We start from the raw sequence: 24301 nt of genomic DNA on the forward strand, positions 1-24301 counted from the left end.
GAGTTTGTCTTGAGCAACTATTTAAATAGGTTAAGCAGTTCTTCTCGGACCAATTCATTAGCTGCAGCCGCTACAATAATGGATACAAACAGGCCAGTCAAAGCATAAAGAATATCTTTGCTAATAAGCCTAATAGTTATTTTCAAGGACTCTTTTTTGCTGAGTTTTATACCTAACTCTCTTCCTCCCAAAAGCCCAATAAACACCCATGTAGTGCTCATGGGTACAGTATTGACCCATGTAAAAACAATCAAAATGAGTACATAAACCAGGTCAATAATCGTTGCAGGACGTACATCTTTCACATCAGATTTTTCATTGACTATATCTTGAATCTTATCTCCTTTTAGAAAGAAAATCAAGCCCAAACCAAGGAATATGGTCAAACAAAAAACGATTAGTTCCACCATTGATAAACTTCGTGGAAGGAACACTGCGATGTTTGCTGCATCCTGAATAATCCAAAGTGACCATAAAAATCCACTTGTGATCCATTGAAAGATGATCCACCCTTGATGTGCCTGACCTTTGAAAAGTCGTTTAAGTGATCGATCCAATAAGAGCCAAACTAAAAATGCAGCCAGGAAAGCAATCAAGTAACCTGTCATGCTTTTTTGAAGTATTTTGACGATAGCCCCCGAACCGGTTGTAAATGAACTAAGTAGCAAAAACGTGGTAGAAACTGGCATCTTCAACTTTGTCAGAATTAATAAGAATATAGGAGCTGCAACCTGAAGAAAATGAAAAGAGGTGGGGGATGTAGAAAAACCTTTAGAAGAGAGGCGTTGATACGAGACATCACCATTATTAATTATCCAGCTAATTGTAACGGTTATGATGAAAATGCTTCCTATGAAAAGCCAGAGGTACCACCACTTTTTATCTGCATTTGAAGAGATAAATGTTCCTATCGTTTGAATACTGTCATTAGCAACCGCTGAGTATGCCGCTAGTCCAAAACCGATCCACATGGCAATGGATGGATAGGGATAAAAGATGCCTGCCAGAAAGAAACACATTGCGATGAAAATCAGGAATTTTTTTTCCCGCAGGATGAGTAAGTTGAGCAGAATATACCTTCGTTTAGAAATGAGGCTTTTACGGTGATGGCTTGTTTTGTCCTTCATCGTTTAGCGATCAGTCTTATCTCTTTAAATTTGTCATGCCGCATCCGATAGGCATTCATAGCTGTTTTCCCCAATTTATTGGTAAGCTTATGATTGACAAACGCACCTGCAATTGCCCCAACTCCCGGAATGAGTTGAAGGAGCTTGGCTAAGTCAATGTAATCCCGGTATTCCAGTTGGAAGGTGCGCCAATCAAAGGCGTTCATATCATCAGGAAGCTGATCTTTGGTGATCGTCCAGTTTTCCATCTTTTCGAAAATCATGTTGCGGTGTTGCTGGCTGGAGAAAGTCAGTTGGAAAATGTATAGAATGTACACACGCTCCTTATAGTCTTTTGTGTCATACCCATAGCGTGAGGCTATTTCAAAAAGCATTTTCATTTTTAAAGTGAGCCACAAAGGGAAATCAGCCAAACTCAACAAAAACCCACCAAAACCAGTTGCTGCACCCTCTACTGCAGCGGATGAGGAGTAGAAATTGATGCGTTCTTTGACTTTAGCCTCTGTTTCTTCAAGTGAGTTGATTTTTCGAGGTTTTCTTGTTGTAAAGCCAGATCCAAAAAGCACGCCCCTTGTAATTTCTTTGATGGCCTTTGTAATGGCACGATGTACTTTTTCCGGAATGATTGTATTGATTTTTTTTTGAACCTTTTTAGTGGTTTTGTTCCAAAAGGAAGGCTTTCGACTCATTACACTTTTCCATTGCTGCAATTCTGAATCAATGAGTTGAAAATAAACGGAGTTGGCCATAGTGGAAATATAAAACTAAATATTCCTATATCGGTTCCATCTGATTTCATCTGAATGCGTTCTATTTGCATTCTCTACTATGTACGGGTATCTGAAAGTCTTGTTAATCTTACTCTCATCTTTGGGATTTATTCCATTATCCGTCGCGCAAGAGGCTGGATTGGTTGAGCGCGTATGGCATTCGATATTCAATGATACCACCTCTATTGAAAACCCAAAATTCATTGCATACCCAACCATCGCCTATGCTCCAGAAACAAAATGGGAGCTTGGAGTAAGTGCGGTATACGTTTATTATGCTAATCGTGATACGAGCAACAGACTGAGTGAGGTCAATGCGTTCAGTTTTATAACCCTTGAAAATCAATATGGGCTTTGGATGGATCATGCCCTTTATAGTGATAAGAGCAAATGGTTTTTCCTTGGAAGGGTCCGATTGCAGCAGTTTCCATTGCTTTACTTTGGCAATGGCCCTGACACGGATGGAGAAGAGCTAGCGCAGATCGATGCAGGGAGCATCAGTATTCGAGAACGCGTTTTGAGAAAGGTGTACAAAAGTCTGTATCTGGGATTTGAATCAGACTTTCACAGACTGTCCAATGTAAGCATGACTTCATTGGGTACAGAGCCATACGAAACACCTACGGGACTGCAAAAATTCAGTAACATAGGTCTTGGCCTGGGCTTGGTATATGATAGCCGTCATAATGTATTGAATGTGAGGGATGGATTCTTTGGTGAAACAGGTTTTCTCAGATACGATGATGCCTGGGGAAGTGATTTCGAGTTCACCTCTTACTTTTTTGATGCCCGATACTACCACTCAGTTACTGAATCTCAGGTTCTGGCATCTCAGGTCTACTTTTCAGAAGTTCAGGGTAATGCACCTTTCAGTCAGCTTTCGTTGATGGGAGGGGAGTCGCTTATGCGTGGCTATTACCTGGGCCGTTACAGGGATCAAACATTACTGGCAGCCCAGACAGAATATCGATTCCTTCCATTTCCTTTCAGTAAGCGGTGGGGTGCCGCTGCTTTTGTTGGAGTAGGGACAGTAAGTGATGGCGTTCGTGAGTTAGATATAAGCAAACTCAAAGTAGCCGGAGGTACAGGCGTTCGATTCCTGATCTTCCGAAGTAAAGACATCTTCACACGATTTGATGTCGCTTTTTCAGAGGATGGCTTAGGGTATTATTTCTTTATTGGCGAGGCTTTTTAGTGAATTTTAATCTAAATACTTGTAATTCACCCTTTGCTGCCTGACTGCCTGCTCGATGGCGTGTTTAAATGCCCGATGAAAATAGCGATTAAATGGCTTAGAAAATTGTTCAATACAAACTAGTTGCTTTGGATCTTCTTCATTGATTAGAAGCAGGTAATGTTGTTCTTCCTCCATTTCAAATGCTTCCTTTATTTCGAGCGTGACTGTAAGTGTCTTTAATTCGAAAGGAAATGAAAATGTTGCCTGATGAATTACCTGCCCATCCATCCCTTTAACCCCATCCCTTCTTTTTAAAAGCTTTCCAAAAATCAGTTTGCCCCAAACGAGTATTTTAATGATTCTCAAGCCCTTTCTTAACGAGTAAATGATCAAGGCTGTGCCCCAGATCATCAACCCCATGATGATAAAAGTAAACCAGCCTTCAGCAAGACGTTTCTGTGCAAAAAAGAGAGCTAAAAGACTTGCAGCCAAGAAGATTGATCCTATGAAAAAGTATACCTCATTACACAAAATACTAACTCGGTACCTTAGAGGAATATGACGAGGGGTATCCCGCATCATTAATTAACCTATCGGTCTTCCACCCGCACCTTGCCAACAATTGGCAGCTTAATCTGAGAAGGATATTCCGCCGAATGGTGAATGGTATTGTGTGCTACAATTCCTTCCGTCTCATCATAGTTGTTTCCTCCGGTATTCAGGTTTCTCATGAACCGTGGAAAGTTGCTACTGGCAACCTCTATTCGTATTCGGTGACCCTTTTTAAAGTAATTACTTGTCGAAAGTGGAGTAAGATCAATTTTATAAACCTCTCCCTCTTCCATAAATACTTCTTTATCATATCCTTCACGATAACGTGCGCGTTGGATGGTTTCATCCAGGTTATAAGCAGTTCCATCCGGATGCACATCGATCAGTTTGACTGTAAAGTCCGTATCCTTGACATCTGAAGAAACATATAATGACATTTCGATAAACCCTGATACTTCAATGCCCTCTGCCAACGGCTCAGATGTGTACACTAGAATATCGTTTCTGGTTTCCATTTCACGCTGATCTCTTGCCCCTGCTTCAATGGCATTGCCGGTACAGCACACATTCCCACCATAAGAGTAAACAGGATTGTGAGGATCATAGGTATAGTTATCCTGACTTGGATTCGTTGGTGGGTTGAGACTGAGTCTTCCATCACCGAATAGGCTATTGGCATTGCCATCACTGTCCAAATAGAATGAAGTCATTGTGGCTTCTTTCGGAGGCCAGGTATCTGAGGTTTTCCATTCATTTTTTCCCATAAGGTAATATTGTATACGGGGCAGATCATCAAGAAAATCACTTTTACCATCTTCTTTCAGCCAGTGGTCAAACCATCCGTAGATCATTTCATCGTAATTATTGCGTGCATCACCTACACTCATCTCACCGACTATGGTATTTTCTGTCGCTCTGAAATAACCACAATGTAATGTTGGAGCAATGACCAGATACTGATTGTCAGCCACCTCCTTATTCGGGTGGTTTCTCATGTGATTGAATAAAGCCAGGTTCGGACTCACAGAAACATCGTACCATGAGACGAACCAAAAGCTTGGTTTATTTATTTCCATATTGTCATGATACAGTCCACCCTCAAACCATGCCGGATCATTTGGCTTTCTTCTAATCATTTTGTCAAAAATCTCCCGTTTGCCACTCATGTTGACTAGCATATCCTGAACAGGCAGATGTGACATGGCAGCCATCATATCATCAATTTTAGGATTTTCGGGAGCTAGATCATAGAATCTCGATATTCGAATCAGATCTTCCTGGGTGGCTCCAGCAGGGATGCGTGGCTTGAATTTATCATGTTCAACACTGTAAAGCCAGGAAGCAAACAGCATTTGAAATGCGCCACCTCGGTACCAGTTCCCCTGCTCATAATACCCCCCAACTGTCCCAACACCCGCACCATATCCCATAGGCACCATCGCAGCATGTGCCGGGTGATCCAACGCTGCAACAGCCATTTGCCATTCGGCAGTGGAAGAGCATCCAAGTGTGCCAATCTTTCCGTTGCTCCATTCCTGTTCTGTCATCCATGAGAAAGCATCATATCCGTCTGTCAGAGGTACTCCTAAAATGTCCCACTCGCCTTCAGAGAAGTACCTGCCTCGTTCATTTTGAACTATGTATGCATAGCCTTTTTCTACGGCATCAAGCGCTATTTCGTAGGTTCGTATTTTCTCTTCTCCATCTCCCCATGAGTTAAAGTTATATGGCGTTCGAGAGAAAATGATGGGTACTTTTTCATCTGTTTTAGGCCGATAAATATCTGTAGCCAGGCGCACACCATCTCGCATCGGCATCATGATTTTTTGATCAATGATGGCTATTTCCTCGAGTTTTTCACGTGCAGATTGCGCAAACGAGACAGCAACAAATAAGATAGAAAACAGAAATATGGATAACTTTTTCATAATGTTAGGAACGTTATTAGGATTAAGATAAGTGATTTCTGGAGAAGTCATCGAGACAAGAGAAAGACTGCATCATAGATTTTGAAAATTGGTTTATGATAAACTCGCATATAAGTGACAAGTCCATCCTGTTTTCCTTAATGATAATCCTTTTATTCTTCACGAGTTATGGTCAGAATAAATATCTCGATAAGGATCAAACGCTCGATTTAACCATCGAAACCCTTTTTATAGTCATCTCAGGGGAGGTAGGCGAAAAAAGAAATTGGAATTGTTTAAATGCCTGTTCGCCGAAGATTCGCAACTGAGGTAGTGCCTGAGCTGTATATTATCATCATCAAAGGGAGTGTGAAAATGGAATATATTATTTGCAAATGAGTAAGTTTGAAATAGAGAGTGAGAAAGTAGCTAAATAAGATGATCGAAACGGGGGAAAGTTGGAGAGACTATTTGCATAAAGAGAATAGAAAAGTGTACTCTGTCTCGAATCGCGGTAATGTTAGAAGTCTGAATAAGGATGGTGAGATATATCATCATACCATCTATAAGAACAATGGTTATCGCTGCGTCCCATTTAGGAAATCCAACGGAAAAAATGGGCTAATATATTTGCACAAGGTCATGTTAAAGGTTTGGGTAGAGAATCCAAATGAATACAAGCGATACCGTTTTAAAGATGGAGATTATTCAAATTGCCAAGCAGATAACCTTGAGTGGATTAGTGATGAATTTTTCACTATGCTCCATAGTAAGCGCAGCAAGGAAAGCTTTAAGCGCAGTGAGAAAAGAAAGTATCCTACAAATGCCAAATTGTCGCCCGCAAAGGTGGCGATTTTGAAGAAGCGAATAATTGAAAATGAATCGCGGGAAACAAAAATGAAATGGTCACTTTTAGCCAAACAGTTTGGAATCAATTACGCCCATCTTTATCGAATAAGAAAAGGACTGATGTGGTCGAAAATTGAACCGGCATAAAAACATTATTTAGCTATGACAAAGCACCGAATCTACACCATGAGCTTTGCGGGAGTCTACCCTCACTATGTGACCAAAGCAGAGAAAAAAGGACGCACCAAGGAAGATGTAGATCTGATCATTGAATGGCTGACCGGATATGATCAGGCTGGACTTCAAGAAGTATTCGACAGCAAAACCAATTTTGAAGATTTCTTCTCACAAGCCCCTAAACTCAACCCCAATCGCAAACTGATTAAAGGAGTGGTTTGTGGGATACGGGTAGAAGAAATCGAGGAACCGCTGATGCAGGAGGTGCGGTACCTGGATAAGCTCATTGATGAGTTAGCAAGAGGGAAGAAGATGGAGAGTATTTTGAGGAGATAAATACTAAGCACGTCACATCAGAGACTAATTTCTTAGCTCCATGTGGAAGTATAGGAATAGGTACAACTCCATTTATATTAGCTTTTCTAATCACGGGAAGTATCATATCACTTACTATTGGAGGACAGGTGCTCAGAGCTGTTAAAGTCAATCCTGTAGAGAATTTACGAGGAGAATAAATATGAGTTGGTAATTTCTTTTTACTTTGATGCAACCTAATACCATTGGTTCTCATCAAGGGTTAAACATCTACTATGCACACACTTACACAACAAAAAAATGCCGTAACCTGGCTGAGAATCATTTACCCAATTTGGGCAGTTCTAGGCATGTTCAGTCTCTTGTACGTCCCATCCCAATTGATTGTTTTGGCTGACCCGGAGCTGACAGCTTCGAACATCCTGGCGAATGAAATGCTATTTCGGTTTGGTATAGCTGGCAGTTTAATAACCCAATTATTTAGTGTTTCAGCGGTTTGGTTTCTATACAAGCTGTTTTATTCCACATATAAGGATGCTACCATTCTCATGGCTATTTTCGCTTTTCTGGGAATTCCGATAGCTATGCTCAGTACCGCTGAACAGCTAATGGTGCTAGAGGTTCTGGATCAGCCTGATCAAGTGGTTTCTTTACTGAAGCAAAGCTCAAGAGGCACCATCATCGCTACAATTTTCTGGGGCTTATGGCTGCTGCCTCAAGGTTATATGATCATTCGCTCACCCTTATTTCCGCGTATTATTGGTTGGCTTATGGTTCTGGCAGGAGCAGGGTATACCATATCGGCATTCGCATATTTCCTGGGTATCAAAGGGTTATTGATTGACGTGCTGGACTATCTCACATTCGGAGAAGTGATCTGGATGCTTTGGGTAATGATTATGGGAGCCAGGTGGAAGGCTTTGGAGGATTAATTCCGTGGAGTTGAAAAAGTAATATCAGGGCGATTTTAGCGTTAAGACCAATGAATCTAGCCTGTCGTGAAAGCTCTTCTGTTTGCGGTCTTAATTATTCGTTGTGCTTGCGTACATGCGCAAGCTGATGGAACTCAGTATGCGGATATCCTGGTGGATGCAAAATATGTAAAATGGGACTCTACCTATGATCGGTTTTACGGGGGTAGTTCTTTGCATTATGGTCTTCCTAGATACATTGATCCCAGAGCAGCACTGGGTAATAATCCGTACTATGTCACCATTCCTATAGGAAGTCATATTATCGTTGGTTTTACGGACAATCTCATTTTTGATCGCCCCAATCAGCCCGATATTTTTCTTGATGAGAAGGCTAATGCCGGTGATCAGGCTGATGTTTATGTGAGTAGTGATGGTATTGAATATACTTATCTAGGTAAGGCTAGCGGAGGAAAAACCAATGCAATGGATTTACAGGATATTAACTTTCGTGGAATTGTTAGGTATGTTACCATTAAGGGACTAGATACAAATGGATATTCTCCCGGATTTGATTTAATAAAAATCTATGGATTGCCCGGTTCAAACATAAAAAAGTATGTCGAAGAAGATTCGCTAGGCACATACCTGGAAACACCCAACCCTTATGGTCGTAGACTGCTTCTTAAACCGGTTCATTTCGATTTTAATAAATATGAATTGCTCCCAGAGGGTATCAATTACCTAAATAAGCTTGCCAGATATTTAGAGCTATTCCCTGATACTAAACTTCTTTTAGTAGGACATACAGATAATGTTGGGACAGAGGAGTTTAATAAAGAACTGTCCCTAAAACGAGCGAAAAGTGTGTGCGACTTCCTAATAGCGAATGGATTTGATGCCTCCAATCTTCAATTTAAAGGCATGGGTGATACCGAGCCTTTGTTCAGCAATAGAACAGAGGAAGGGAGAAGCAGGAATCGAAGGGTTGAGCTGGTTAAGCTGGATTAAATTGAGTGAGGTTCTGAGGAATTTAATTCTGTCTAACTAATTCACTATCCCATCCCATTATTTAGCTAACTTGGATCATCATGGGTGAGCTCCTCAATAAACAGCACAAGTTTTATCAACACAACGAACAAGCATTGATAGAACAATACAAAGGCCAATTCATCGTCATTCATGATGAAAAGGTGGTTGAGTCTTTTGGTTCAGAGCGTGATGCTTATATCTACAGTGTGCAGCATTTTCCTATGGGTACCTTCTTGATTCGGGAAGTGCTGGCTAAAACTTAAAAGTAGTTTCACAATCCTCCAGGCTCTATTTTGTCATTGCAATTGGTGCGCCTAGCACTACATTGGGAATCCGGAAGGCATTAACCAATGGCACGGCATCCTGACGTACGTCCCAGCATAGCTGGTTGATCAGCTTGCGGATGGCTTTTGTTTTTACCCCTTCCATGTATCCGTGCTCCAGATACCAGCCTTTGTTCTTTTCGATTTGAGACAAAGCAAATAATTGGCACAACTTCGTAAGTGCTGCCTTACAAAGCGGATCTTCGGTGGTTTCCACCTGGGTAATGAACTGTTCTAAAATCAGCTGCTCCACATAGGCAAACCCAACCCCCACCATGTGGTATTGTGCCTGATTGAATGCATCGAACGAATCCATACCCAAACCAAGATGCTTGCGCAAGCGCTTTGCAGCAGACGTCAGGATGTCCCGCTCTCGATAAGCGAAAGCTTTCCTATGAAACTCAAAATCCAATAAATGATTGACATCTGTGCTTCGCACAATGATTGGATTCATTTCGGCAAGGTTTGTTTTTGCCTGCTCCACCACATATCCCAGCATACCAAAAAGATTGATATCACTGAATTCTTTTTTGAAATCTGACAGCCGACTTTTAGCCACCAGCTGCATCAGCACCGTATTGTCTCCTTCAAAAGTGGTGTACACGTCCGTGTCATTTTTCAATCGGTCTATGCGGTTTTCGGAGAGATACCCTTTGCCGCCACAAGCTTCCCGACATTCTTGTAAGGTCTCTGTGGTATGCCAGGTAGAAAAAGCTTTCAGCCCGGCGGCCATTGCTTCTATTTCCTGCATATCATCTTCTGTACGTTTCATAAATCGCTCCGTGAGATGCTGCAAGGCAAAATGACATCCATAGGTGGTGGCTAACAGCGGCATCAATCGACGCTGATGTGTGCGATAGTTCAGGATAGGCACTTCACTGCCGTTTTGTGGACCGAATTGTCTGCGGCTATCCCCGTGGCGAATAGCAATGGTGAGCCCTGACTTGGCAGCACTTATTCCCGACCGAGGGATACCAATCCGTCCGCCTACCAGTGTTCCCAACATCGTGAAAAACCGCCGGTTGTCGCTGGTGATCGGGCTCTGAAACTCTCCATTTTCGTCAATGCTGGCGTATCTGTCCAGCATGTTCTCTAATGGAATCTGTACCTGATCAAACCAGATTTTACCATTATCAACGCCATTGAGACCCATTTTACGACCACAGTCTTCAATGGTGATGCCTGGCAGTGTCTTCCCTTTCTCGTCTCTGAGCGGCACCAGAAATGCATTCACACCGTAATCCACATCGTCAACAATCAGTTTGGCAAATACAGTCGCCATACGTCCGTGTAGTGCGGCATTACCAATGTATTCTTTTCCAGCCTGATGGTTTGGCGTGTGAATGATAATATTGTTCTTCTTGTGGTTGTATGTAGCCCTGGTTTCAATTCCTTTCACATTCGATCCATGTCCCGTTTCAGTCATCGCAAAGCAGCCGGGTAGTTTCATAGTACCAATGTCGGTAAGGTATTTTTTATGGTGCTTTTCTGTGCCCAGGAAGTAGATACTCATTCCCCACAAACCAAATTGCACCCCAAATTTTACAACCACACTCAGGTCATGATAGGAGAGTGTCTCCATGATGGCGAAGTATTTAGCCATATCGTCTTCACCGCCATACTCCTGTGGGTAGGCTGTGGAGCCAAACCCCTGTGCGGCATGCAGTTTGCACCATTCCAGCACCTTAGCGCGGTAAGCTGGGAGATTGTCCGGATTCACATAATTAAAAGCCGGGTCAGTGAGTACGGTTTTCACACGCTGGATGATCTCCTTGTGCTCCCCATCCAACAAATCACCCATTGCATCAACATCAAAACTTGGTGCTGTGCTGAGCAATTCGGACGTGGTGGTCCGCTTGAGTGAACGCAGGTGATAAGCAGACTCCTCTGAGATAATCCCTAAAGCTTCTTCTATTTCCAAAAGCGGCACTTTTAACTCTTCTGCATCGGGTGCCTGATGGAGCCTGGCCAAATCCATACCTATTTCTACCACGCTCTTTTTCTCTTTCTCCGATATCCGGTCGCTTGACGCACGGATGGTTTTCAGCCAGGATTTTAGTTCGTTTGGGGTGGGCGGATCTTTGGGATCAAGAAATGAAAGCAAGAATGCCCGTTCGTCAGCTTTCAATGTATGCTGTTTTTCTATGATGGACTGAAGACTCGTCACTTCACCGGGTGTAAGCACCGCATCCGCCCAGGCCATATAGAACATTGGAAGAAAGCTATACAGAGCTGGATTGGCCTGCAGCACAGGTGATTGCAACATGTTTTTCATATAACTAGGTGTTTAGGAAAAGATAACTAAAATGGGTCGTTTAACAGCCATTGGATTCTTGCCCTTTTTTTGATTTTTTTGGAGTCCTCCAAAGACCAACAAAATCCTTTGCCTACGTGATTTATTTACCGAGACAGGTTCCCGAATAATGATAAGCGAAGTTTATTGATCAATCAGGGATATGATTGAAATCATGTAATAATGCCTAGTTAAAGGCCAAATCTGTTTGATGATAGTCATTAGATACCCTGACTTCCGTCAAGGAACAGGAAAGTCTCATCTTTTAATTTCACAGTGTGGAATCTCGAAGTATGTCCAGGATTTATAAGTTTTTAGCTGAGACTACAGACGTTAGTCGGTTTGCTATACGCTTTTTTAAAGATGGACTAAAGTCACCGTTTGAGACAGAGGAAATCATCAAGCAATCATTTGTTATTGGCTATAAGTCCTTGCCTTTGGTAGGGATTACCTCCTTTATTATGGGGTTGGTTTTGACGATTCAGTCTCGCCCAACGCTGGTTGAATTTGGTGCTCAATCCTGGCTACCAAGTATGGTGGCTATTTCTATTATCCGGGAAATAGGCCCGGTGATAACCGCCCTGATTTGCGCTGGAAAAATTGGTTCTAGTATCGGGGCAGAATTAGGCTCCATGAAGGTAACCGAACAAATAGATGCCATGGAGGTCTCTGGCACCAATCCATTCAAATTCCTGGTTGCGACCAGAATTATAGCTACCACATTGATGCTGCCGCTATTGGTTATCCTGTCAGATGCTATTGGAATATTCGGATCATACCTGGCTGTTAATATCAAGGACACAGTGAGCTTTACTTTGTTCTTCAATCAGGTCTTCGATTCGCTTTCATTTAGTGACGTTATCCCTGCTATCGTTAAAACCTTCTTTTTTGGTTTTGCAATAGGGCTGATTGGTTGTTACAAAGGATACCACTCTGATAAAGGAACGCAGGGCGTAGGACGATCCGCTAATTCAGCAGTTGTTGTAGCTTCCTTGCTGGTTTTTGTACTTGATTTGATTGCTGTTCAAATAGCAGACTTATTTTATGAATTATAAGGAAGCCGATATTGAAACCCTTGCATCCGGCAGCATAAGAGAAGATTCGGTTCCTGCCGTTGAGATCATTGATCTGAAGAAGTCATTCGGGAATAATCACGTGCTGAAAGGATTCAACCTTTCCATTAAACAAGGTGAAAATGTAGCGGTCCTTGGCAAATCCGGAAGTGGCAAATCCGTACTTATTAAATGTATTGTTGGTCTAATTAAGCCTGATTCCGGACAAATCAAAGTGTTTGGCAGAGATGTGGTCAACCTTGATCGGCACGAACTGGACGAGGTGAGAAGCAAGATTGGGTTTCTTTTCCAAAGCAATGCATTGTATGATTCGCTGACTGTGAGAGAAAACCTTGAATTTCCGATGAGACGGTTGAGAATAAAAAAAACCAAAGAGCAGGTTGATCAGATGGTACAAGAAGCCCTGGAGAGTGTCGGATTGCCCAATGTGCAGGAACTCATGCCGGCATCACTATCGGGAGGCATGAAAAAGAGAATAGGTGTTGCGCGCACACTAATTCTGCAGCCTGATATCATATTGTATGATGAACCGACCTCCGGCTTAGATCCCATTACAAGCAGGGAAATAGCCAATTTGATGAACGATGTGCATCGAAAGTACAAAACGTCTTCCATAATCATTTCGCACGACATGAGCTGCATTAAGCGTACTGCTCAGCGAATTGTTTTGTTAAATGATGGAATTGATTACCTGCATGGAAACTATGAGAAATTGAAAAACTCAACAGATGAAATAGTAAATTCATTCTTTTTATAGACATGGAACAAAATTTTAAAAATATTAGACTTGGTGTATTTGTGATTATCGGGACCTTGTTCCTTGTAATGGCTTTATATTTCATTGGGAACAATCAGAATCTGTTTGGTTCCAATTTTACCGTTCATGCAGTTTTTAAAAATGTGAGCGGACTTCAAAAGGGGAACAACGTTCGCTTTTCAGGGATCAATGTTGGAACGGTTCGGGACATAGAAATGATCAATGACACTTCCGTATTGGTGAGTTTCATTCTAAAAGAAGAAATGAACCAATTTATACGACGAGATGCCATTGCATCATTAGGGACGGATGGACTTCTGGGCAACCGAATAATAAATATTATTCCCGATGAAGGAAGTGATCGGCTTATAAATGATGGTGATACTTTGAAGGTATATCATGGAATTGATGAGGATGAAATGTTCAGCCTGCTGGAGCGAACGAACTACAATGTAGCTGTAATTACGAATAATCTGGTAGATATTTTGAAGGACGTTAAGGATGGGAAAGGGACAGTGGGTCGTCTGATTTCTGATTCCACGCTGGCTAATGACATCAATGAAACCATTAGTAATCTCAATGCATCAAGTAAGCGAGCCGTTGAAATACTAGATGAGCTGGATAAGAATATTGCTAATGTGAGCGAAGGTAAGGGTACTGTAGGCATGCTCCTGAATGACACAACACTTGCAAACAACATAAACAGGATATTTGAGGAAATTCATGCAAGCACAAGCAATGTTGAGGAAATATCCCACGATATAAGGGAGTTGGTCACCAAAGTCCAGAGCGGATCAGGCCTGACCGGAAGTGTTATCAGCGATTCAACGATGGTCAATAGCCTGGAGGAAAGCCTGGAAAATATCAGACAAGGAACAGAATCATTCAACCAAAACATGGAAGCCATGAAGCATCACTTCCTGTTTAGAGGGTATTTCAAAAAGCTCGAGAAAGAAGAGAAAGAGGAATGACACTTTAAAATTCATAAAATTCAAACCGTATTGGGGAGGTGAATTATCAGCTATTTATGTGACAGAAGTCATTTGATTCAGACGTAACACAAGGTAGGTTTGATACTAGCTAAATGCGGATAAAACGCCGTAAATAATTGGTTTTGGGAGTCATAAAAATAGCAGCATGAAAACCGAACTCACACTTAAGGAAAAAGGGGCAAAGAAGCTTGATGAATGGAAGCAATTTGTCCATGAACTAAATGAGCAATTGCATCATGAAGTATCGGATGCAAAAGAGGAATTTGAACGGCAGAAGAAGAAACTTCGCGAATGGCTTGACTCCCTTGAGAATGACGTGGAACACGCCATTGACATTAGCAAAGAAAAGACAGCAGGCATCAAAGCTTCCATAGAGGAGTTGCGTGTGCAGGCTGCACTCGGACGTGCAGAAGCAGAAGAGCTCATGCATGACCAGCAGAAAAAACTTGTAAATGGTCTGCACGATCTGAAACATAAAATCCATACGCTCTACGATTCTTCAAAAGAAGATGCTCAAACCTTTAAAGAAAAGGTGGCGGATAAAGTAGATGATTTTCATACCCGCTTTGACTTGTTTCGTTTGCAATGGCATCTGGGCATGACAGAGGCACGGCAAGAGTGGCAGGAGAAGAAGAAAGAACTGTCGCATCGCTTGCATGAAGTAAATACTAAATTGGATCACCTGGAAGAAGAAGCAGCTGATAAGTGGACCGTTTTTTCATCTGAAATGTCTGAAGCATGGGATCATTTCAAGAAAGCATTTAAAGGCTAAACGGGTTGACTGTCATGACATTTCCTAATGGAAACATTTCTATTCGTGAGGTATGTTCCAAGAATTAAACCTGGTAATCAATAGTTATTTCCCTGAACAAAGGGGTTGTTATAATTATTAATCCAATGTGATGTTTTCATTGCTAAATCATCATAAATGAACTATTTCTAATCCGCACACGTACCTTTAGGTACATTATCGGGAAAGGTGAAGGGACTGGGCCCGATGCAGCCTTGGCAGCCCGATCGCCAGCGTGCGATGACTGGTGCCAACTCCCAGCCTGCAGCGACAGGACAGATAATGGACAGATGCCATCTTCATTGATGGTTTTTTTATGTCCTTACTTTTTCATTCACATTTTACATTACTGTTCTAAGGTTTATTGATAAAATATTGCGCAAGTAAATACTTGCATATAAATTAGCAAGCACTTACTTACGTATCGTGGAACAACGGAGAGATATTTTTCAGGCCATAGCAGATCCTACGCGTCGAGAGATTCTGTCTGCGCTTATTGAAGAGCCTAAGAACTTGAATGCGCTTGCAGAGCAGTTTTCAATCTCACGTCAGGGGGTTTCATTGCATGTAAAAGTGCTTGAGGAGTGTGATATGATCTCCATATCAAAGGAGGGAAGGGAACGGTATTGTCACATCAAGCCTGAGAAATTATTGGAGATTATAGAGTGGCTGGAACCGTTTAAACAGCTCTGGAGAGACCGGTTTGATCAATTGGATGACCTATTAAAAAACATTAAATAACACTACAATGAACAAAACTACATTCACCGAAGACCTGGAAAACAACCGGCTAATTGCTGTGCGAACGTTTAATGCCCCAGTCGAAAAAGTATGGAAAGCCTGGAGCGATCCGGAGCTCCTCTGCCAGTGGTGGGCGCCAAAACCGTATATCTGTAAGATTGATACCATGGATTTTAAGGTAGGAGGACATTGGATGTACAAAATGGTTGGGCCTGAGGGAGATGAGCATCGTGGACGCATGGATTTCCTGGAAATAGAGCCACGCAAGCGACTGGAGGGAGAAGACTATTTTGTGGATGAAGAAGGCAATGCATCAGCCGACATTCCACCCATGCAAATGTCAGTGAAATTTGATTCGGACGGCTCATCCACGACCGTGACAACCATTACCACCTTTGCTTCTGCGGAAGCCTTTAAGCAGATGGCAGAGATGGGCATGGCCGAAGGCTGGGAGCTGGCTTGCAATCAGTTGGAAGCACTATTGGATTGATTTGGAATTTCAAAGTGATTCCCTTGCCTCGAACAGTCTGTGACTGCTCCCAAAAGAACGCCACGACTAGTCGCTATTCCCCTACCTACCGCAGGCAGGCTTGCGAATGAGGTACGAATGAGACTTGGGAATATGACAGATTTCATGTGCTTGGCATCTGCCACAGTTATTCATTAAGTTTGAATTCCCCCTTTGAATCGGTTCGACGATTCGAGGGTGAGGGGGTTGATATCTTGCAAGACAACACTTAGTAAATGACCAGAAAGAATAAATACTACCTAGGCATAATTGCAGCTGCCATAACATTCATTATTGCTTCCCAAATCTTCAGTGACTGGGATCATTTCAAACGAGGGTTGGTGGGTGAGCCAGAGGTTGAAAAAGTTGAGGCTTTGAAGGAATGACCGGAGGAGCAGGCTTTACCAGAGACGGAATTGAAAGAGGGAGGACGAATCGATCCGCCCTAAAGAAGAAGTTGCCATTTCAGCGATTGAAAGAAAATCTGTTTGTAAAGCCAATTAAGAATAAGCTAGCTATTAAGAAGTCAACTCTGGAGGATCTTCATGCCATGAAAGCTGATCGCAGAAATGAAGAGAAATTGAGGCGAAGGTTCTTTCTGATTTTTATCCTTTCGATCCTGCTAATCATTTTTCTGTGGATTGGGAGTTGGATGATATAATTATTGCAAGCAAATGAAACTAGAAGGAAAAACCGCAGATGAAATCTTGAAAAACAAGTTGATAGATAGATCGTCTTGGCATTTCTTTCAAAGCAAATCATGGATTGACTATGCTTTGAGGAATTCAAATCCAAGTGCTATTCAGTATGCGTCTTTTGAGTTGCGGTATGGAATAGAGTACTTTCTTTTTGAACTACTAGTTATAACTAGAAACTTGACAGAGGAAGAATATAAAAAAGCACAGAATTCTCGAAAAGAAATGAAGAGATTGCTTAAGGATGCTAATCATCCATATGAAAAACTCAATCATTTCACTAAAGCAGCAATGAGAATCGATGGACATAACTTTCATCCATTTGAGCTATCATTAAATCAAATTTTTAATTCGTGGGCGAAAGCTTCAGACTACTTGCATGTTTTAGATTCTCACCAAAAGACATTTTTGTCAGATGATTGGATATCAAAATCAATCTCAACTTTAACAGAAGAAGTCGACAAGTTTTATGGAAAAACAAATATTGCTCTATTAAGAGTTGAAACAATGCCATCAAGTATTAGACAGGTTTGGGAGGATTACAAGAAAGGAAGAATTGATATTCATAGCGTTGATTCACGCCTAAGAATTCTGAAAAAATAAATGAACCAAATAGAATCAAGTAAGCTAATCCATTTCATAGCAAAAAACTTGTTTGGTTTTACCTATTGCCCTTGTTGATTTTTCTGATTGGTTCTTTAATAGTTGAGTCACCGCCTGAGCAAATAATAGTTATCTCGATATTTCTCGCCCTTTTTTATATGCTCCATGTTGTCTGGAAAAAGAAGGTTTTTAGGGTTCGAATGACGGAGGGACATATTGAAATAAAGAACAAGAATTGGGAGACTATTGATTGAGATGAAATAAGATAATTAAGTTTAGCCCCCCACAGGTCTTAGCGTCTCGCTGAGACCAATACTTCAGGAGTGTCATCAAATGTAGCCATGTGTTAGTTTTGATAGTATGGGTAGAAAATATACCATCCGCGATCAGGATAAATTTTACTTTGTAACGATTACAGTCATTCATTGGATGTATTTATTAGAATCCTGTGGAGGCAGGATTTGTGGATCAGCCTCTTGAATGGTTATACAGTAGCGCAAGAGATTATCGTGGCGAGAAAGGGTTGATTGATTTGATGCTTTTTGATTAGCGGTCTTAGCGAGACGCTAAGACCAGATTGTGTCCTCGTTTCTAACGAGGATTTCTACGCCTCGGTTCGTGTCCCCACGAACCGAATAACTTGTTTATGGTTTGACGAACTACTTTCATTAGTAGCGTTCAGGTCCATGACTCTGCACTTATATCATCGCTAATTGCACGTATTCCTCATCATTTTCTTTGTCCAATCCCAAAATTCTTAATTCACTAATTCACAATTCAACATTCCCCCACCATCTCCCACCAAACTCCCCAAATTCCAATCGTCAAGCCTCAAATTCCAAAAAAATCTTCAAATATGGTAGTCTAACCATCTTGTTTTCATAACTCACTCATTTACAGAACATTCATTTTCAGCTCAAAATCATTGATTTAAAAGCCAATTTTACCGTTTTTATACTTTTGTGTATGAAAGTGGGGGAAAGTGGTGTAAAATGTGAAAAGTTGATTACATTTGTCTCGGTGGTTTATATTTTTCAAGGCTCAGTATGACGTTTTTTACAAGCGAATATGAGTGTAAGTTGGATACTAAAGGGAGGTTGGTCTTGCCTGCAAAGATCAAGAACAACCTCCCGGAGGTCTCCACTGCAGAACTAATCATTCGGAAGGGATTCGAGCCGAACCTAATCCTGTACCCAATGGTGGAGTACAAAAAAATACACCACAAGATCTCTTCACTTAGTGAATTCGATCCGGAGCAGCGTAAGTTGAAACGGACATTTTTCAGGAGTATCGCACAGGTGGAGTTGGATAGCGCCAACCGCATCCTCATCCCCAAGCAGATGCTCGCTCATGCACAGATAGAAAAGGAGGCACTCCTCATCGGCACGGGCAACTATATAGAAATGTGGAACCCTGAAGTATTTGACAAGCATATGATTGATGATGCAAGTGAATACTCAGAGCTGGCACAGAAGTTTCTTGACGAATGAGTGTAGTTGAAGTTAGTCTTCGACAGGCTCAGACTGACACAGCGGGTTGTTACCCTGAGGTAGTTGAAGGGTACAGGAAAGGAGAAGAGGAATGAGTGAATACCACAACCCGGTGATGCTTCAGGAATGTCTGGAAGGATTAGACATAAAACCAGACGGAGTATACGTGGATGTGACCTTTGGAGGTGGCGGGCACAGCAAAGCGATACTCGACAAATTGACAACCGGCCACCTCATTGCTTTTGATCAGGACAAAGACGCTGAGCAAAATGCACAAAAGCTTCAGGAAGAGCTTGATTCTTCAGGGAGCGAATGTTCTTTCACATTTATTGAATCAAATTTCAGATACCTGAAAAAATTCCTCAGGCTACACGGCATCACGGAAGTGGATGGCATCCTGGCGGATTTGGGAGTTAGCTCCCATCAGTTTGATGAACCATCGCGTGGATTCACCATTAGGGCAGAAGGTGTGTTGGATATGCGCATGGATCAGGCCGCAGCTAAAAGCGCCAGGGAGGTAGTCAACGAATACGAGGAAAAGGATCTGATACATATTTTGAGTGCGTACGGGGAAATCAGGAATGCACGAACACTCGCAAGAGAGATCGTGAGCTTCCGGATGAACCAACCCATCGAGACCAACGAGCAACTGAAAGCCATCGCGCTGAAAAATGCTCCGAAAGGTCGGGATCTCAAATACCTCGCACAGGTCTTTCAGGCCATAAGAATAGAGGTAAATGAAGAGATGGAGGCACTCAGGGAATTTTTGATGCAGGCAGGCGAGGTGCTAAAGGCAGAAGGCAGACTCGTGGTGATGAGTTATCACTCATTGGAAGACCGGCCGGTCAAGAATTTCATAAACAAAGGAAATATTAAAGGGGTCGATGAAAAAGACTTTTACGGGAATCCAATCAGGGTATTAGACCCGGTGAACCGAAAGCCCATCGTTCCCATAGCGGCAGAAATTGAAGAAAACAGCAGAGCGAGAAGCGCTAAGCTGCGTATTGGCAGAAAAAGAGGCTGAGTCATTTGAAAGCCTTTATTCCCCTTCTGGAAGGGGTGTAGAGGTAGGTTGACTTTAAAAATTCAAATGACGAAGCGGAATTGAACTATGAAAAACACCTACAAATTACCACAAAGAGAAGAGCGAGGAGGCTTATTCCGTCTCATCAATCGCTTTCTACGCATGGACTCATCCATGAGCGAGGTGATACACGTGCGTTTTCTTCCCCAAATTCTATTTCTGGCATTCTTATGTCTGCTATACATCGGAAATCGCCACTACGCAGAAAAGAAAATCAGAGATATCAATCATCTGGAAACAGAGGTTGAGGATCTCAGAGCGGATTACACTACCCTGAAGGCTGATTTCATGTATGAAAGCAAGCAATCAGAGGTGGCAAAACGAGCGGCAGAGCTCGGCTTGAAGGAGAGTAAAGAGTTACCGGTTTTGATCAGGGAAGTTGAGAAATAGTAAGTCGACATATCATTTTTTTGGACCTGTCATCTCGACCATAGGGAGAGATCTTTACTTTTTTGAATCGTGGGTAAAGATTTCTGGCGATGCTCGAAATGACATAAAAGATTGTCCTGCTATATGAGCATCAAACGAGACATAGTATTACGTGTGCGAATCGCCTTTTTGCTGACCTTTCTAGTTGCAGGGGCGGTGATTTTCCGTATTGCTAAGGTTCAATACGTGGAAGGGGATAAGTGGAGGAGCATGGGTGAAACGCTCGGCATGCAGGTCATGAATGTAAAAGCGACCCGCGGTAACATCTATGCAGATGATGGAAGCTTATTAGCTACATCACTTCCATTCTACCGATTGGCAATTGATCCATACTTATCTTCAAACGGCCTATACAAAAACAACATCGACTCACTATGTTACTTGCTTTCCAGGTATTATGGGGACCTGACGCCAACCCAATACAAACGAAAGATTGATGATGCCCGGAGGAAAGGTCGACGTTATCTCACCCTGAATCGGCAAGAGATTGGCTACCAGGACAAAAAGAACATGGAAAACTGGCCACTCTTCAGAGAGGGTCGGTTAAAAGGTGGGGTCATCTTTGAAAAGGTAGAAAAACGCTTTCTGCCTTTCTCCCATTTAGGCATCCGAACCATTGGTAGTGTTAATGCGAATGATCGTGGCACTGTTGGACTAGAGTATAGCTTCAATAAGCAGTTGGCTGGTGTAAACGGCAAAGGACTATACCAGAAAATGGCCGGTGGAGGCTGGAGACCTATTTATGATGGCACTGAGAGACGTCCAGTGGATGGGTACGACATCCAGACCACCATCAATGTGGACTTGCAGGATGTAACCGAATCAGCGTTGCTGAATGAACTTCAAAAGCACGACGCAGATTATGGAGTAGCTATTGTAATGGAGGTAAAAACGGGTGAGATCAAAGCGATTTCCAATCTGAGCAGAAACAGCGAAGGTGACTACTACGAGCGCTACAACTATGCTGTGGGAAGTCAGGGATCAAGAGAGCCTGGTTCTACATTCAAACTCGCAAGCATGATTGCACTGTTAGAAGAAACCGACATCAAGCTTTCTGATACTGTGGATACCGGCGATGGCGAGCTGGAGTTTTTTGACAAAACAATGCGTGATCATAAGCCGGGAGGGTATGGCACGCTATCAGTACAGGAGGTTTTCGAAAATTCCTCCAATATAGGTGTGGCAAAACTGATCACTCGCTACTTCAATGACCGTCCGGAGAAATTCATCAATTACCTGAAACGAATGAATCTTCACAAGCCATTAGATTTCCAAATGGTGGGAGAAGGCAAGCCGTACATCAAAGACCCATCAGATAGCACGTGGAGTGGAGTGAGTTTGCCCTGGATGTCGCACGGCTATGAGCTGAAAATGACACCTCTTCAAATGCTGACACTTTACAACGCAGTAGCAAACAATGGCAAAATGGTAAAGCCGATGATTGTGAAAGGCGTGATGAAAGCCGACCACATGGTAGAGGAATTTGACACGGAGATCATCAATGAACGAATCGCCTCTAAAGAGACCTTAAGAAAAGTCAAACTGATGATGGAAGGAGTTGTAGAGAGAGGTACAGCCAAAAACATCAATCACAGTCATTACAAAATTGCAGGTAAGACCGGAACAGCTAAGAAGGTAAAAAATGGTCGCTATGTGCGTGAGTATTACACCTCATTTGCCGGTTACTTTCCTGCAGAGGCACCTCGCTATAGCTGCATCGTGGTAATTGATAATCCAAAAGGATATCAGATTTACGGTAGCGATGTATCAGCCCCGGTATTCAAAGAAATTGCGGATAAAATCTACTCCCTCGAGCTGGATATGCATGAAATAGGAACCGAAGAGCGCACCTATGTAACAGGCGTTTTTCCTTACATCAAAGCTGGAAAGCGAGATGAGCTGACCATGATTTGCAATCAACTCGGCATCTCCAATCATGCCAAGGCTGAAACCGAGTGGGTAACAACAGATGTCATCAACGATGCAGTGTACTGGGAAGGCAATCCGGTGAAGTATGAAGTAGTGCCAGATGTACGTGGTATGACTTTACGTGATGCAATCTATGTGCTGGAAAACCTTGGGTTAGAAGTAGAAGTGAAGGGTCGAGGACGTGTGGCTACCCAATCCATGATGCCAGGAGGAAGATTAACGAAGGGTTCAACCATTAAACTGAAACTGAGCTGATGCAAACGCTAAAAGACATATTGTTTGGCGTTTCGCTAAAGTCGATCACCGGGAATCGTGATGAGAAGGTGACTGGAATAACCTTTGATTCTCGAAAAGTGGAAAAAGGTTTCCTTTTTGTAGCAGTAAAGGGACTGACTGTTGACGGTCATGATTTCATCCACGGAGCAATTGAAAAAGGGGCTAAGGTAATTGTTTGTGAGGAAGTTCCTAAAAGTTTAGACAAAGACATAACGATCGTTCAGACAGATAATTCAACGAAAGCCCTGGGCATTATCGCTTCGAATTTCTACGGACGACCTTCAGAGAAATTGAAGCTTGTAGGCATCACGGGTACAAATGGTAAGACCACTTGTGCTACGCTGCTTTTTGAGCTTTTCCAAAACCTGGGCTATTCGGTGGGCTTGCTTTCAACCGTAGAGAATAAGATTAACCATAAGATCTTAGACACCAGCTTTACTACTCCAGATGCGGTACAACTTAATCAGCTTTTAGCCGAAATGGTCGAGAGTGGCTGTACGCATGCTTTTATGGAGGTGAGCTCCCACGCCCTGGTACAAAATCGTGTTGCCGGTATTCATTTTACCGGAGGCGTTTTTACCAACATCTCTCACGATCATCTGGATTATCACAAAACCTTTGATGAGTACATAGCAGCGAAGAAACTCCTGTTCGATGGACTTACATCAGAGGCCTTCGCCTTGGTGAATGTAGATGACAAGCGTGGAGCCGTGATGTTGCAAAACACCAAGGGAGAAAAGAATAGAATGGGCATTCGCTCAATGGCGGATTATCGTGTGAGAATCATTCACAACACGCTGCAAGGACTGGAACTGAATTTTGATGGGGTAGATGTGTGGTTCAAACTGATCGGCGAGTTTAACGCCTATAATCTGCTGACTGCTTATGCAGTGGCAATTTTGCTGGGAGAGGAGAAGGAGGAAGTGCTGAGTGGACTTTCAACCACGACAGGAGCAAGTGGACGATTCGAGAAGGTAGAAAACACATCCAATGTGATGGCAATTGTGGATTATGCGCATACGCCTGATGCTCTGGAAAATGTGCTTCAAACAATTGATGATCTGCGAACAAAAAATGAAACGCTAGTCACTGTAGTAGGTTGCGGAGGCGATCGTGACAAGACTAAGCGACCAAAAATGGCCGGTATTGCTGCACGATTTAGTGATAAAGTCATCCTTACATCTGACAATCCTAGGACAGAGGATCCACAGCAGATTCTAGAGGATATGAAAGATGGGATCCCAAAATCAAAGGAAAGGAATGTGATGGTCATTGCAGACAGAAAAGAAGCGATTCGAACGGCCTGCAATCTGGTTAATGATCAGGACATCATTTTGGTCGCTGGAAAAGGGCACGAGACCTACCAGGAAATTAACGGAGTGAGGAATCACTTTGACGATAGGGAGGTATTAAAAGAGCTATTGAACTAATGAATACAGTTTTAGAAAATATCTCAAGAAATAATCCCCCTTATAAAGGGGGGTGCGCAGGGGTGCGCGCA

General features: G+C 42.4%; 25 protein-coding genes, 1 pseudogene and 1 riboswitch. Of the genes and pseudogenes, 21 read left to right on the top strand and 5 right to left on the bottom strand.

Going from position 1 to position 24301, the window contains the following annotated elements:
- Positions 1–17 precede the first annotated feature (17 nt).
- Both ACXAH9_RS04330 and ACXAH9_RS04335 read right to left on the bottom strand, forming a co-directional pair.
- Positions 18–1127 carry a hypothetical protein gene (locus ACXAH9_RS04330; protein WP_474893640.1) on the bottom strand — a complete coding sequence of 370 codons (1110 nt, stop codon included), beginning with the start codon at positions 1125–1127 and terminating at the stop codon, positions 18–20.
- Positions 1124–1876, bottom strand: coding sequence for an EcsC family protein (locus ACXAH9_RS04335; RefSeq protein ID WP_474893641.1), 753 nt, complete (start codon positions 1874–1876; stop codon positions 1124–1126). The genes ACXAH9_RS04330 and ACXAH9_RS04335 overlap by 4 nt, the downstream gene beginning before the upstream one ends.
- 79 nt (positions 1877–1955) lie before the next feature.
- Here ACXAH9_RS04335 and ACXAH9_RS04340 point away from each other — a divergent pair, with 79 nt between their 5' ends.
- Positions 1956–3092 (top strand): BamA/TamA family outer membrane protein, encoded by a 1137-nt coding sequence (locus ACXAH9_RS04340; RefSeq protein WP_474893642.1) that lies wholly within the window; start codon positions 1956–1958, stop codon positions 3090–3092.
- 6 nt (positions 3093–3098) lie between these two features.
- On the opposite strand, the gene ACXAH9_RS04345 is transcribed toward ACXAH9_RS04340, so the two are convergent.
- Together ACXAH9_RS04345 and ACXAH9_RS04350 are read right to left on the bottom strand one after the other, a co-directional pair.
- Entirely contained in the window at positions 3099–3566 is a 468-nt protein-coding gene (locus ACXAH9_RS04345) for a hypothetical protein (protein WP_474893643.1), read from the bottom strand.
- Between the two features lie 98 nt (positions 3567–3664).
- Positions 3665–5554, bottom strand: a complete 1890-nt coding sequence (locus ACXAH9_RS04350; protein WP_474893644.1) for a CocE/NonD family hydrolase — start codon at positions 5552–5554, stop codon at positions 3665–3667.
- A 417-nt stretch (positions 5555–5971) separates the two neighbouring features.
- Here ACXAH9_RS04350 and ACXAH9_RS04355 point away from each other — a divergent pair.
- The 6 genes and pseudogenes from ACXAH9_RS04355 to ACXAH9_RS04380 form a co-directional block, all read left to right on the top strand.
- Positions 5972–6121: pseudogene (locus tag ACXAH9_RS04355) on the top strand (NUMOD4 domain-containing protein); the annotation flags it as partial.
- A 54-nt stretch (positions 6122–6175) separates the two neighbouring features.
- Positions 6176–6529 carry a hypothetical protein gene (locus tag ACXAH9_RS04360; RefSeq protein WP_474893817.1) on the top strand — a complete coding sequence of 118 codons (354 nt, stop codon included), beginning with the start codon at positions 6176–6178 and terminating at the stop codon, positions 6527–6529.
- A gap of 15 nt (positions 6530–6544) precedes the next feature.
- Positions 6545–6895: a DUF2200 domain-containing protein gene (locus ACXAH9_RS04365; protein WP_474893645.1), complete on the top strand. Its 351-nt coding sequence runs from the start codon at positions 6545–6547 to the stop codon at positions 6893–6895.
- Between the two features lie 254 nt (positions 6896–7149).
- Positions 7150–7806 (top strand): DUF4386 domain-containing protein, encoded by a 657-nt coding sequence (locus ACXAH9_RS04370; RefSeq protein WP_474893646.1) that lies wholly within the window; start codon positions 7150–7152, stop codon positions 7804–7806.
- A gap of 66 nt (positions 7807–7872) precedes the next feature.
- The gene (locus tag ACXAH9_RS04375; protein WP_474893647.1) at positions 7873–8796 is read left to right on the top strand and encodes an OmpA family protein; all 924 of its coding nucleotides are present in this window, start codon (positions 7873–7875) and stop codon (positions 8794–8796) included.
- An 80-nt stretch (positions 8797–8876) separates the two neighbouring features.
- Complete coding sequence (locus ACXAH9_RS04380) at positions 8877–9080, top strand: hypothetical protein (RefSeq protein WP_474893648.1); 204 nt, start codon at positions 8877–8879, stop codon at positions 9078–9080.
- Between the two features lie 25 nt (positions 9081–9105).
- Here ACXAH9_RS04380 and ACXAH9_RS04385 read toward each other — a convergent pair whose 3' ends face one another.
- Positions 9106–11415: an acyl-CoA dehydrogenase family protein gene (locus ACXAH9_RS04385; protein WP_474893649.1), complete on the bottom strand. Its 2310-nt coding sequence runs from the start codon at positions 11413–11415 to the stop codon at positions 9106–9108.
- A gap of 311 nt (positions 11416–11726) precedes the next feature.
- Between ACXAH9_RS04385 and ACXAH9_RS04390 the strand changes: the two genes are divergently transcribed.
- The 14 genes from ACXAH9_RS04390 (at position 11727) to ACXAH9_RS04455 (ending at position 24230) form a co-directional block, all read left to right on the top strand.
- Positions 11727–12488, top strand: coding sequence for an MlaE family ABC transporter permease (locus ACXAH9_RS04390; protein ID WP_474893650.1), 762 nt, complete (start codon positions 11727–11729; stop codon positions 12486–12488).
- Positions 12478–13263, top strand: coding sequence for an ABC transporter ATP-binding protein (locus ACXAH9_RS04395; protein ID WP_474893651.1), 786 nt, complete (start codon positions 12478–12480; stop codon positions 13261–13263). The genes ACXAH9_RS04390 and ACXAH9_RS04395 overlap by 11 nt, the downstream gene beginning before the upstream one ends.
- Before the next feature lie 2 nt (positions 13264–13265).
- Positions 13266–14234, top strand: coding sequence for an MlaD family protein (locus tag ACXAH9_RS04400; protein WP_474893652.1), 969 nt, complete (start codon positions 13266–13268; stop codon positions 14232–14234).
- 166 nt (positions 14235–14400) lie between these two features.
- The gene (locus ACXAH9_RS04405; RefSeq protein ID WP_474893653.1) at positions 14401–15027 is read left to right on the top strand and encodes a sll1863 family stress response protein; all 627 of its coding nucleotides are present in this window, start codon (positions 14401–14403) and stop codon (positions 15025–15027) included.
- 192 nt (positions 15028–15219) lie between these two features.
- Positions 15220–15331: riboswitch (SAM riboswitch) on the top strand.
- A gap of 140 nt (positions 15332–15471) precedes the next feature.
- Positions 15472–15786, top strand: a complete 315-nt coding sequence (locus tag ACXAH9_RS04410) for an ArsR/SmtB family transcription factor (RefSeq protein ID WP_474893654.1) — start codon at positions 15472–15474, stop codon at positions 15784–15786.
- A 7-nt stretch (positions 15787–15793) separates the two neighbouring features.
- Entirely contained in the window at positions 15794–16276 is a 483-nt protein-coding gene (locus ACXAH9_RS04415; RefSeq protein ID WP_474893655.1) for an SRPBCC family protein, read from the top strand.
- A 254-nt stretch (positions 16277–16530) separates the two neighbouring features.
- On the top strand, positions 16531–16680 hold the full coding sequence (locus ACXAH9_RS04420; protein ID WP_474893656.1) for a hypothetical protein: 150 nt from the start codon (positions 16531–16533) through the stop codon (positions 16678–16680).
- Positions 16677–16955, top strand: a complete 279-nt coding sequence (locus ACXAH9_RS04425; protein ID WP_474893657.1) for a hypothetical protein — start codon at positions 16677–16679, stop codon at positions 16953–16955. The genes ACXAH9_RS04420 and ACXAH9_RS04425 overlap by 4 nt, the downstream gene beginning before the upstream one ends.
- A gap of 13 nt (positions 16956–16968) precedes the next feature.
- Positions 16969–17592, top strand: coding sequence for a hypothetical protein (locus ACXAH9_RS04430; RefSeq protein ID WP_474893658.1), 624 nt, complete (start codon positions 16969–16971; stop codon positions 17590–17592).
- Positions 17593–18638: 1046 nt separating this feature from the next.
- A complete protein-coding gene (gene mraZ / locus ACXAH9_RS04435) occupies positions 18639–19082 on the top strand; it encodes a division/cell wall cluster transcriptional repressor MraZ (RefSeq protein WP_474893659.1) in 444 nt (147 codons plus the stop codon).
- A gap of 91 nt (positions 19083–19173) precedes the next feature.
- Positions 19174–20106 (top strand): 16S rRNA (cytosine(1402)-N(4))-methyltransferase RsmH, encoded by a 933-nt coding sequence (gene rsmH / locus ACXAH9_RS04440; RefSeq protein WP_474893660.1) that lies wholly within the window; start codon positions 19174–19176, stop codon positions 20104–20106.
- 87 nt (positions 20107–20193) lie between these two features.
- The gene (locus ACXAH9_RS04445; RefSeq protein ID WP_349562633.1) at positions 20194–20556 is read left to right on the top strand and encodes an FtsL-like putative cell division protein; all 363 of its coding nucleotides are present in this window, start codon (positions 20194–20196) and stop codon (positions 20554–20556) included.
- A gap of 123 nt (positions 20557–20679) precedes the next feature.
- Positions 20680–22779 carry a penicillin-binding protein gene (locus ACXAH9_RS04450; protein ID WP_474893661.1) on the top strand — a complete coding sequence of 700 codons (2100 nt, stop codon included), beginning with the start codon at positions 20680–20682 and terminating at the stop codon, positions 22777–22779.
- Positions 22779–24230, top strand: a complete 1452-nt coding sequence (locus ACXAH9_RS04455) for a UDP-N-acetylmuramoyl-L-alanyl-D-glutamate--2,6-diaminopimelate ligase (protein WP_474893662.1) — start codon at positions 22779–22781, stop codon at positions 24228–24230. Before ACXAH9_RS04450 ends, ACXAH9_RS04455 begins: the two co-directional genes overlap by 1 nt.
- Positions 24231–24301 lie beyond the last annotated feature (71 nt).

Source organism: Ekhidna sp. ABH4_415 (assembly GCF_056161305.1).

What these genes read in the sequence shown, in the direction of transcription:
- ACXAH9_RS04330 (WP_474893640.1), bottom strand. Translation starts at nt 1,127, where the DNA reads ATGAAGGACAAAACAAGCCATCACCGTAAAAGCCTCATTTCTAAACGA.
- ACXAH9_RS04335 (WP_474893641.1), bottom strand. Translation starts at nt 1,876, where the DNA reads ATGGCCAACTCCGTTTATTTTCAACTCATTGATTCAGAATTGCAGCAA.
- ACXAH9_RS04340 (WP_474893642.1), top strand. Translation starts at nt 1,956, where the DNA reads ATGTACGGGTATCTGAAAGTCTTGTTAATCTTACTCTCATCTTTGGGA.
- ACXAH9_RS04350 (WP_474893644.1), bottom strand. Translation starts at nt 5,554, where the DNA reads ATGAAAAAGTTATCCATATTTCTGTTTTCTATCTTATTTGTTGCTGTC.
- ACXAH9_RS04360 (WP_474893817.1), top strand. Translation starts at nt 6,176, where the DNA reads ATGTTAAAGGTTTGGGTAGAGAATCCAAATGAATACAAGCGATACCGT.
- ACXAH9_RS04365 (WP_474893645.1), top strand. Translation starts at nt 6,545, where the DNA reads ATGACAAAGCACCGAATCTACACCATGAGCTTTGCGGGAGTCTACCCT.
- ACXAH9_RS04370 (WP_474893646.1), top strand. Translation starts at nt 7,150, where the DNA reads ATGCACACACTTACACAACAAAAAAATGCCGTAACCTGGCTGAGAATC.
- ACXAH9_RS04380 (WP_474893648.1), top strand. Translation starts at nt 8,877, where the DNA reads ATGGGTGAGCTCCTCAATAAACAGCACAAGTTTTATCAACACAACGAA.
- ACXAH9_RS04385 (WP_474893649.1), bottom strand. Translation starts at nt 11,415, where the DNA reads ATGAAAAACATGTTGCAATCACCTGTGCTGCAGGCCAATCCAGCTCTG.
- ACXAH9_RS04390 (WP_474893650.1), top strand. Translation starts at nt 11,727, where the DNA reads ATGTCCAGGATTTATAAGTTTTTAGCTGAGACTACAGACGTTAGTCGG.
- ACXAH9_RS04395 (WP_474893651.1), top strand. Translation starts at nt 12,478, where the DNA reads ATGAATTATAAGGAAGCCGATATTGAAACCCTTGCATCCGGCAGCATA.
- ACXAH9_RS04400 (WP_474893652.1), top strand. Translation starts at nt 13,266, where the DNA reads ATGGAACAAAATTTTAAAAATATTAGACTTGGTGTATTTGTGATTATC.
- ACXAH9_RS04405 (WP_474893653.1), top strand. Translation starts at nt 14,401, where the DNA reads ATGAAAACCGAACTCACACTTAAGGAAAAAGGGGCAAAGAAGCTTGAT.
- ACXAH9_RS04415 (WP_474893655.1), top strand. Translation starts at nt 15,794, where the DNA reads ATGAACAAAACTACATTCACCGAAGACCTGGAAAACAACCGGCTAATT.
- ACXAH9_RS04420 (WP_474893656.1), top strand. Translation starts at nt 16,531, where the DNA reads ATGACCAGAAAGAATAAATACTACCTAGGCATAATTGCAGCTGCCATA.
- ACXAH9_RS04425 (WP_474893657.1), top strand. Translation starts at nt 16,677, where the DNA reads ATGACCGGAGGAGCAGGCTTTACCAGAGACGGAATTGAAAGAGGGAGG.
- ACXAH9_RS04430 (WP_474893658.1), top strand. Translation starts at nt 16,969, where the DNA reads ATGAAACTAGAAGGAAAAACCGCAGATGAAATCTTGAAAAACAAGTTG.
- mraZ (WP_474893659.1), top strand. Translation starts at nt 18,639, where the DNA reads ATGACGTTTTTTACAAGCGAATATGAGTGTAAGTTGGATACTAAAGGG.
- rsmH (WP_474893660.1), top strand. Translation starts at nt 19,174, where the DNA reads ATGAGTGAATACCACAACCCGGTGATGCTTCAGGAATGTCTGGAAGGA.
- ACXAH9_RS04445 (WP_349562633.1), top strand. Translation starts at nt 20,194, where the DNA reads ATGAAAAACACCTACAAATTACCACAAAGAGAAGAGCGAGGAGGCTTA.
- ACXAH9_RS04450 (WP_474893661.1), top strand. Translation starts at nt 20,680, where the DNA reads ATGAGCATCAAACGAGACATAGTATTACGTGTGCGAATCGCCTTTTTG.
- ACXAH9_RS04455 (WP_474893662.1), top strand. Translation starts at nt 22,779, where the DNA reads ATGCAAACGCTAAAAGACATATTGTTTGGCGTTTCGCTAAAGTCGATC.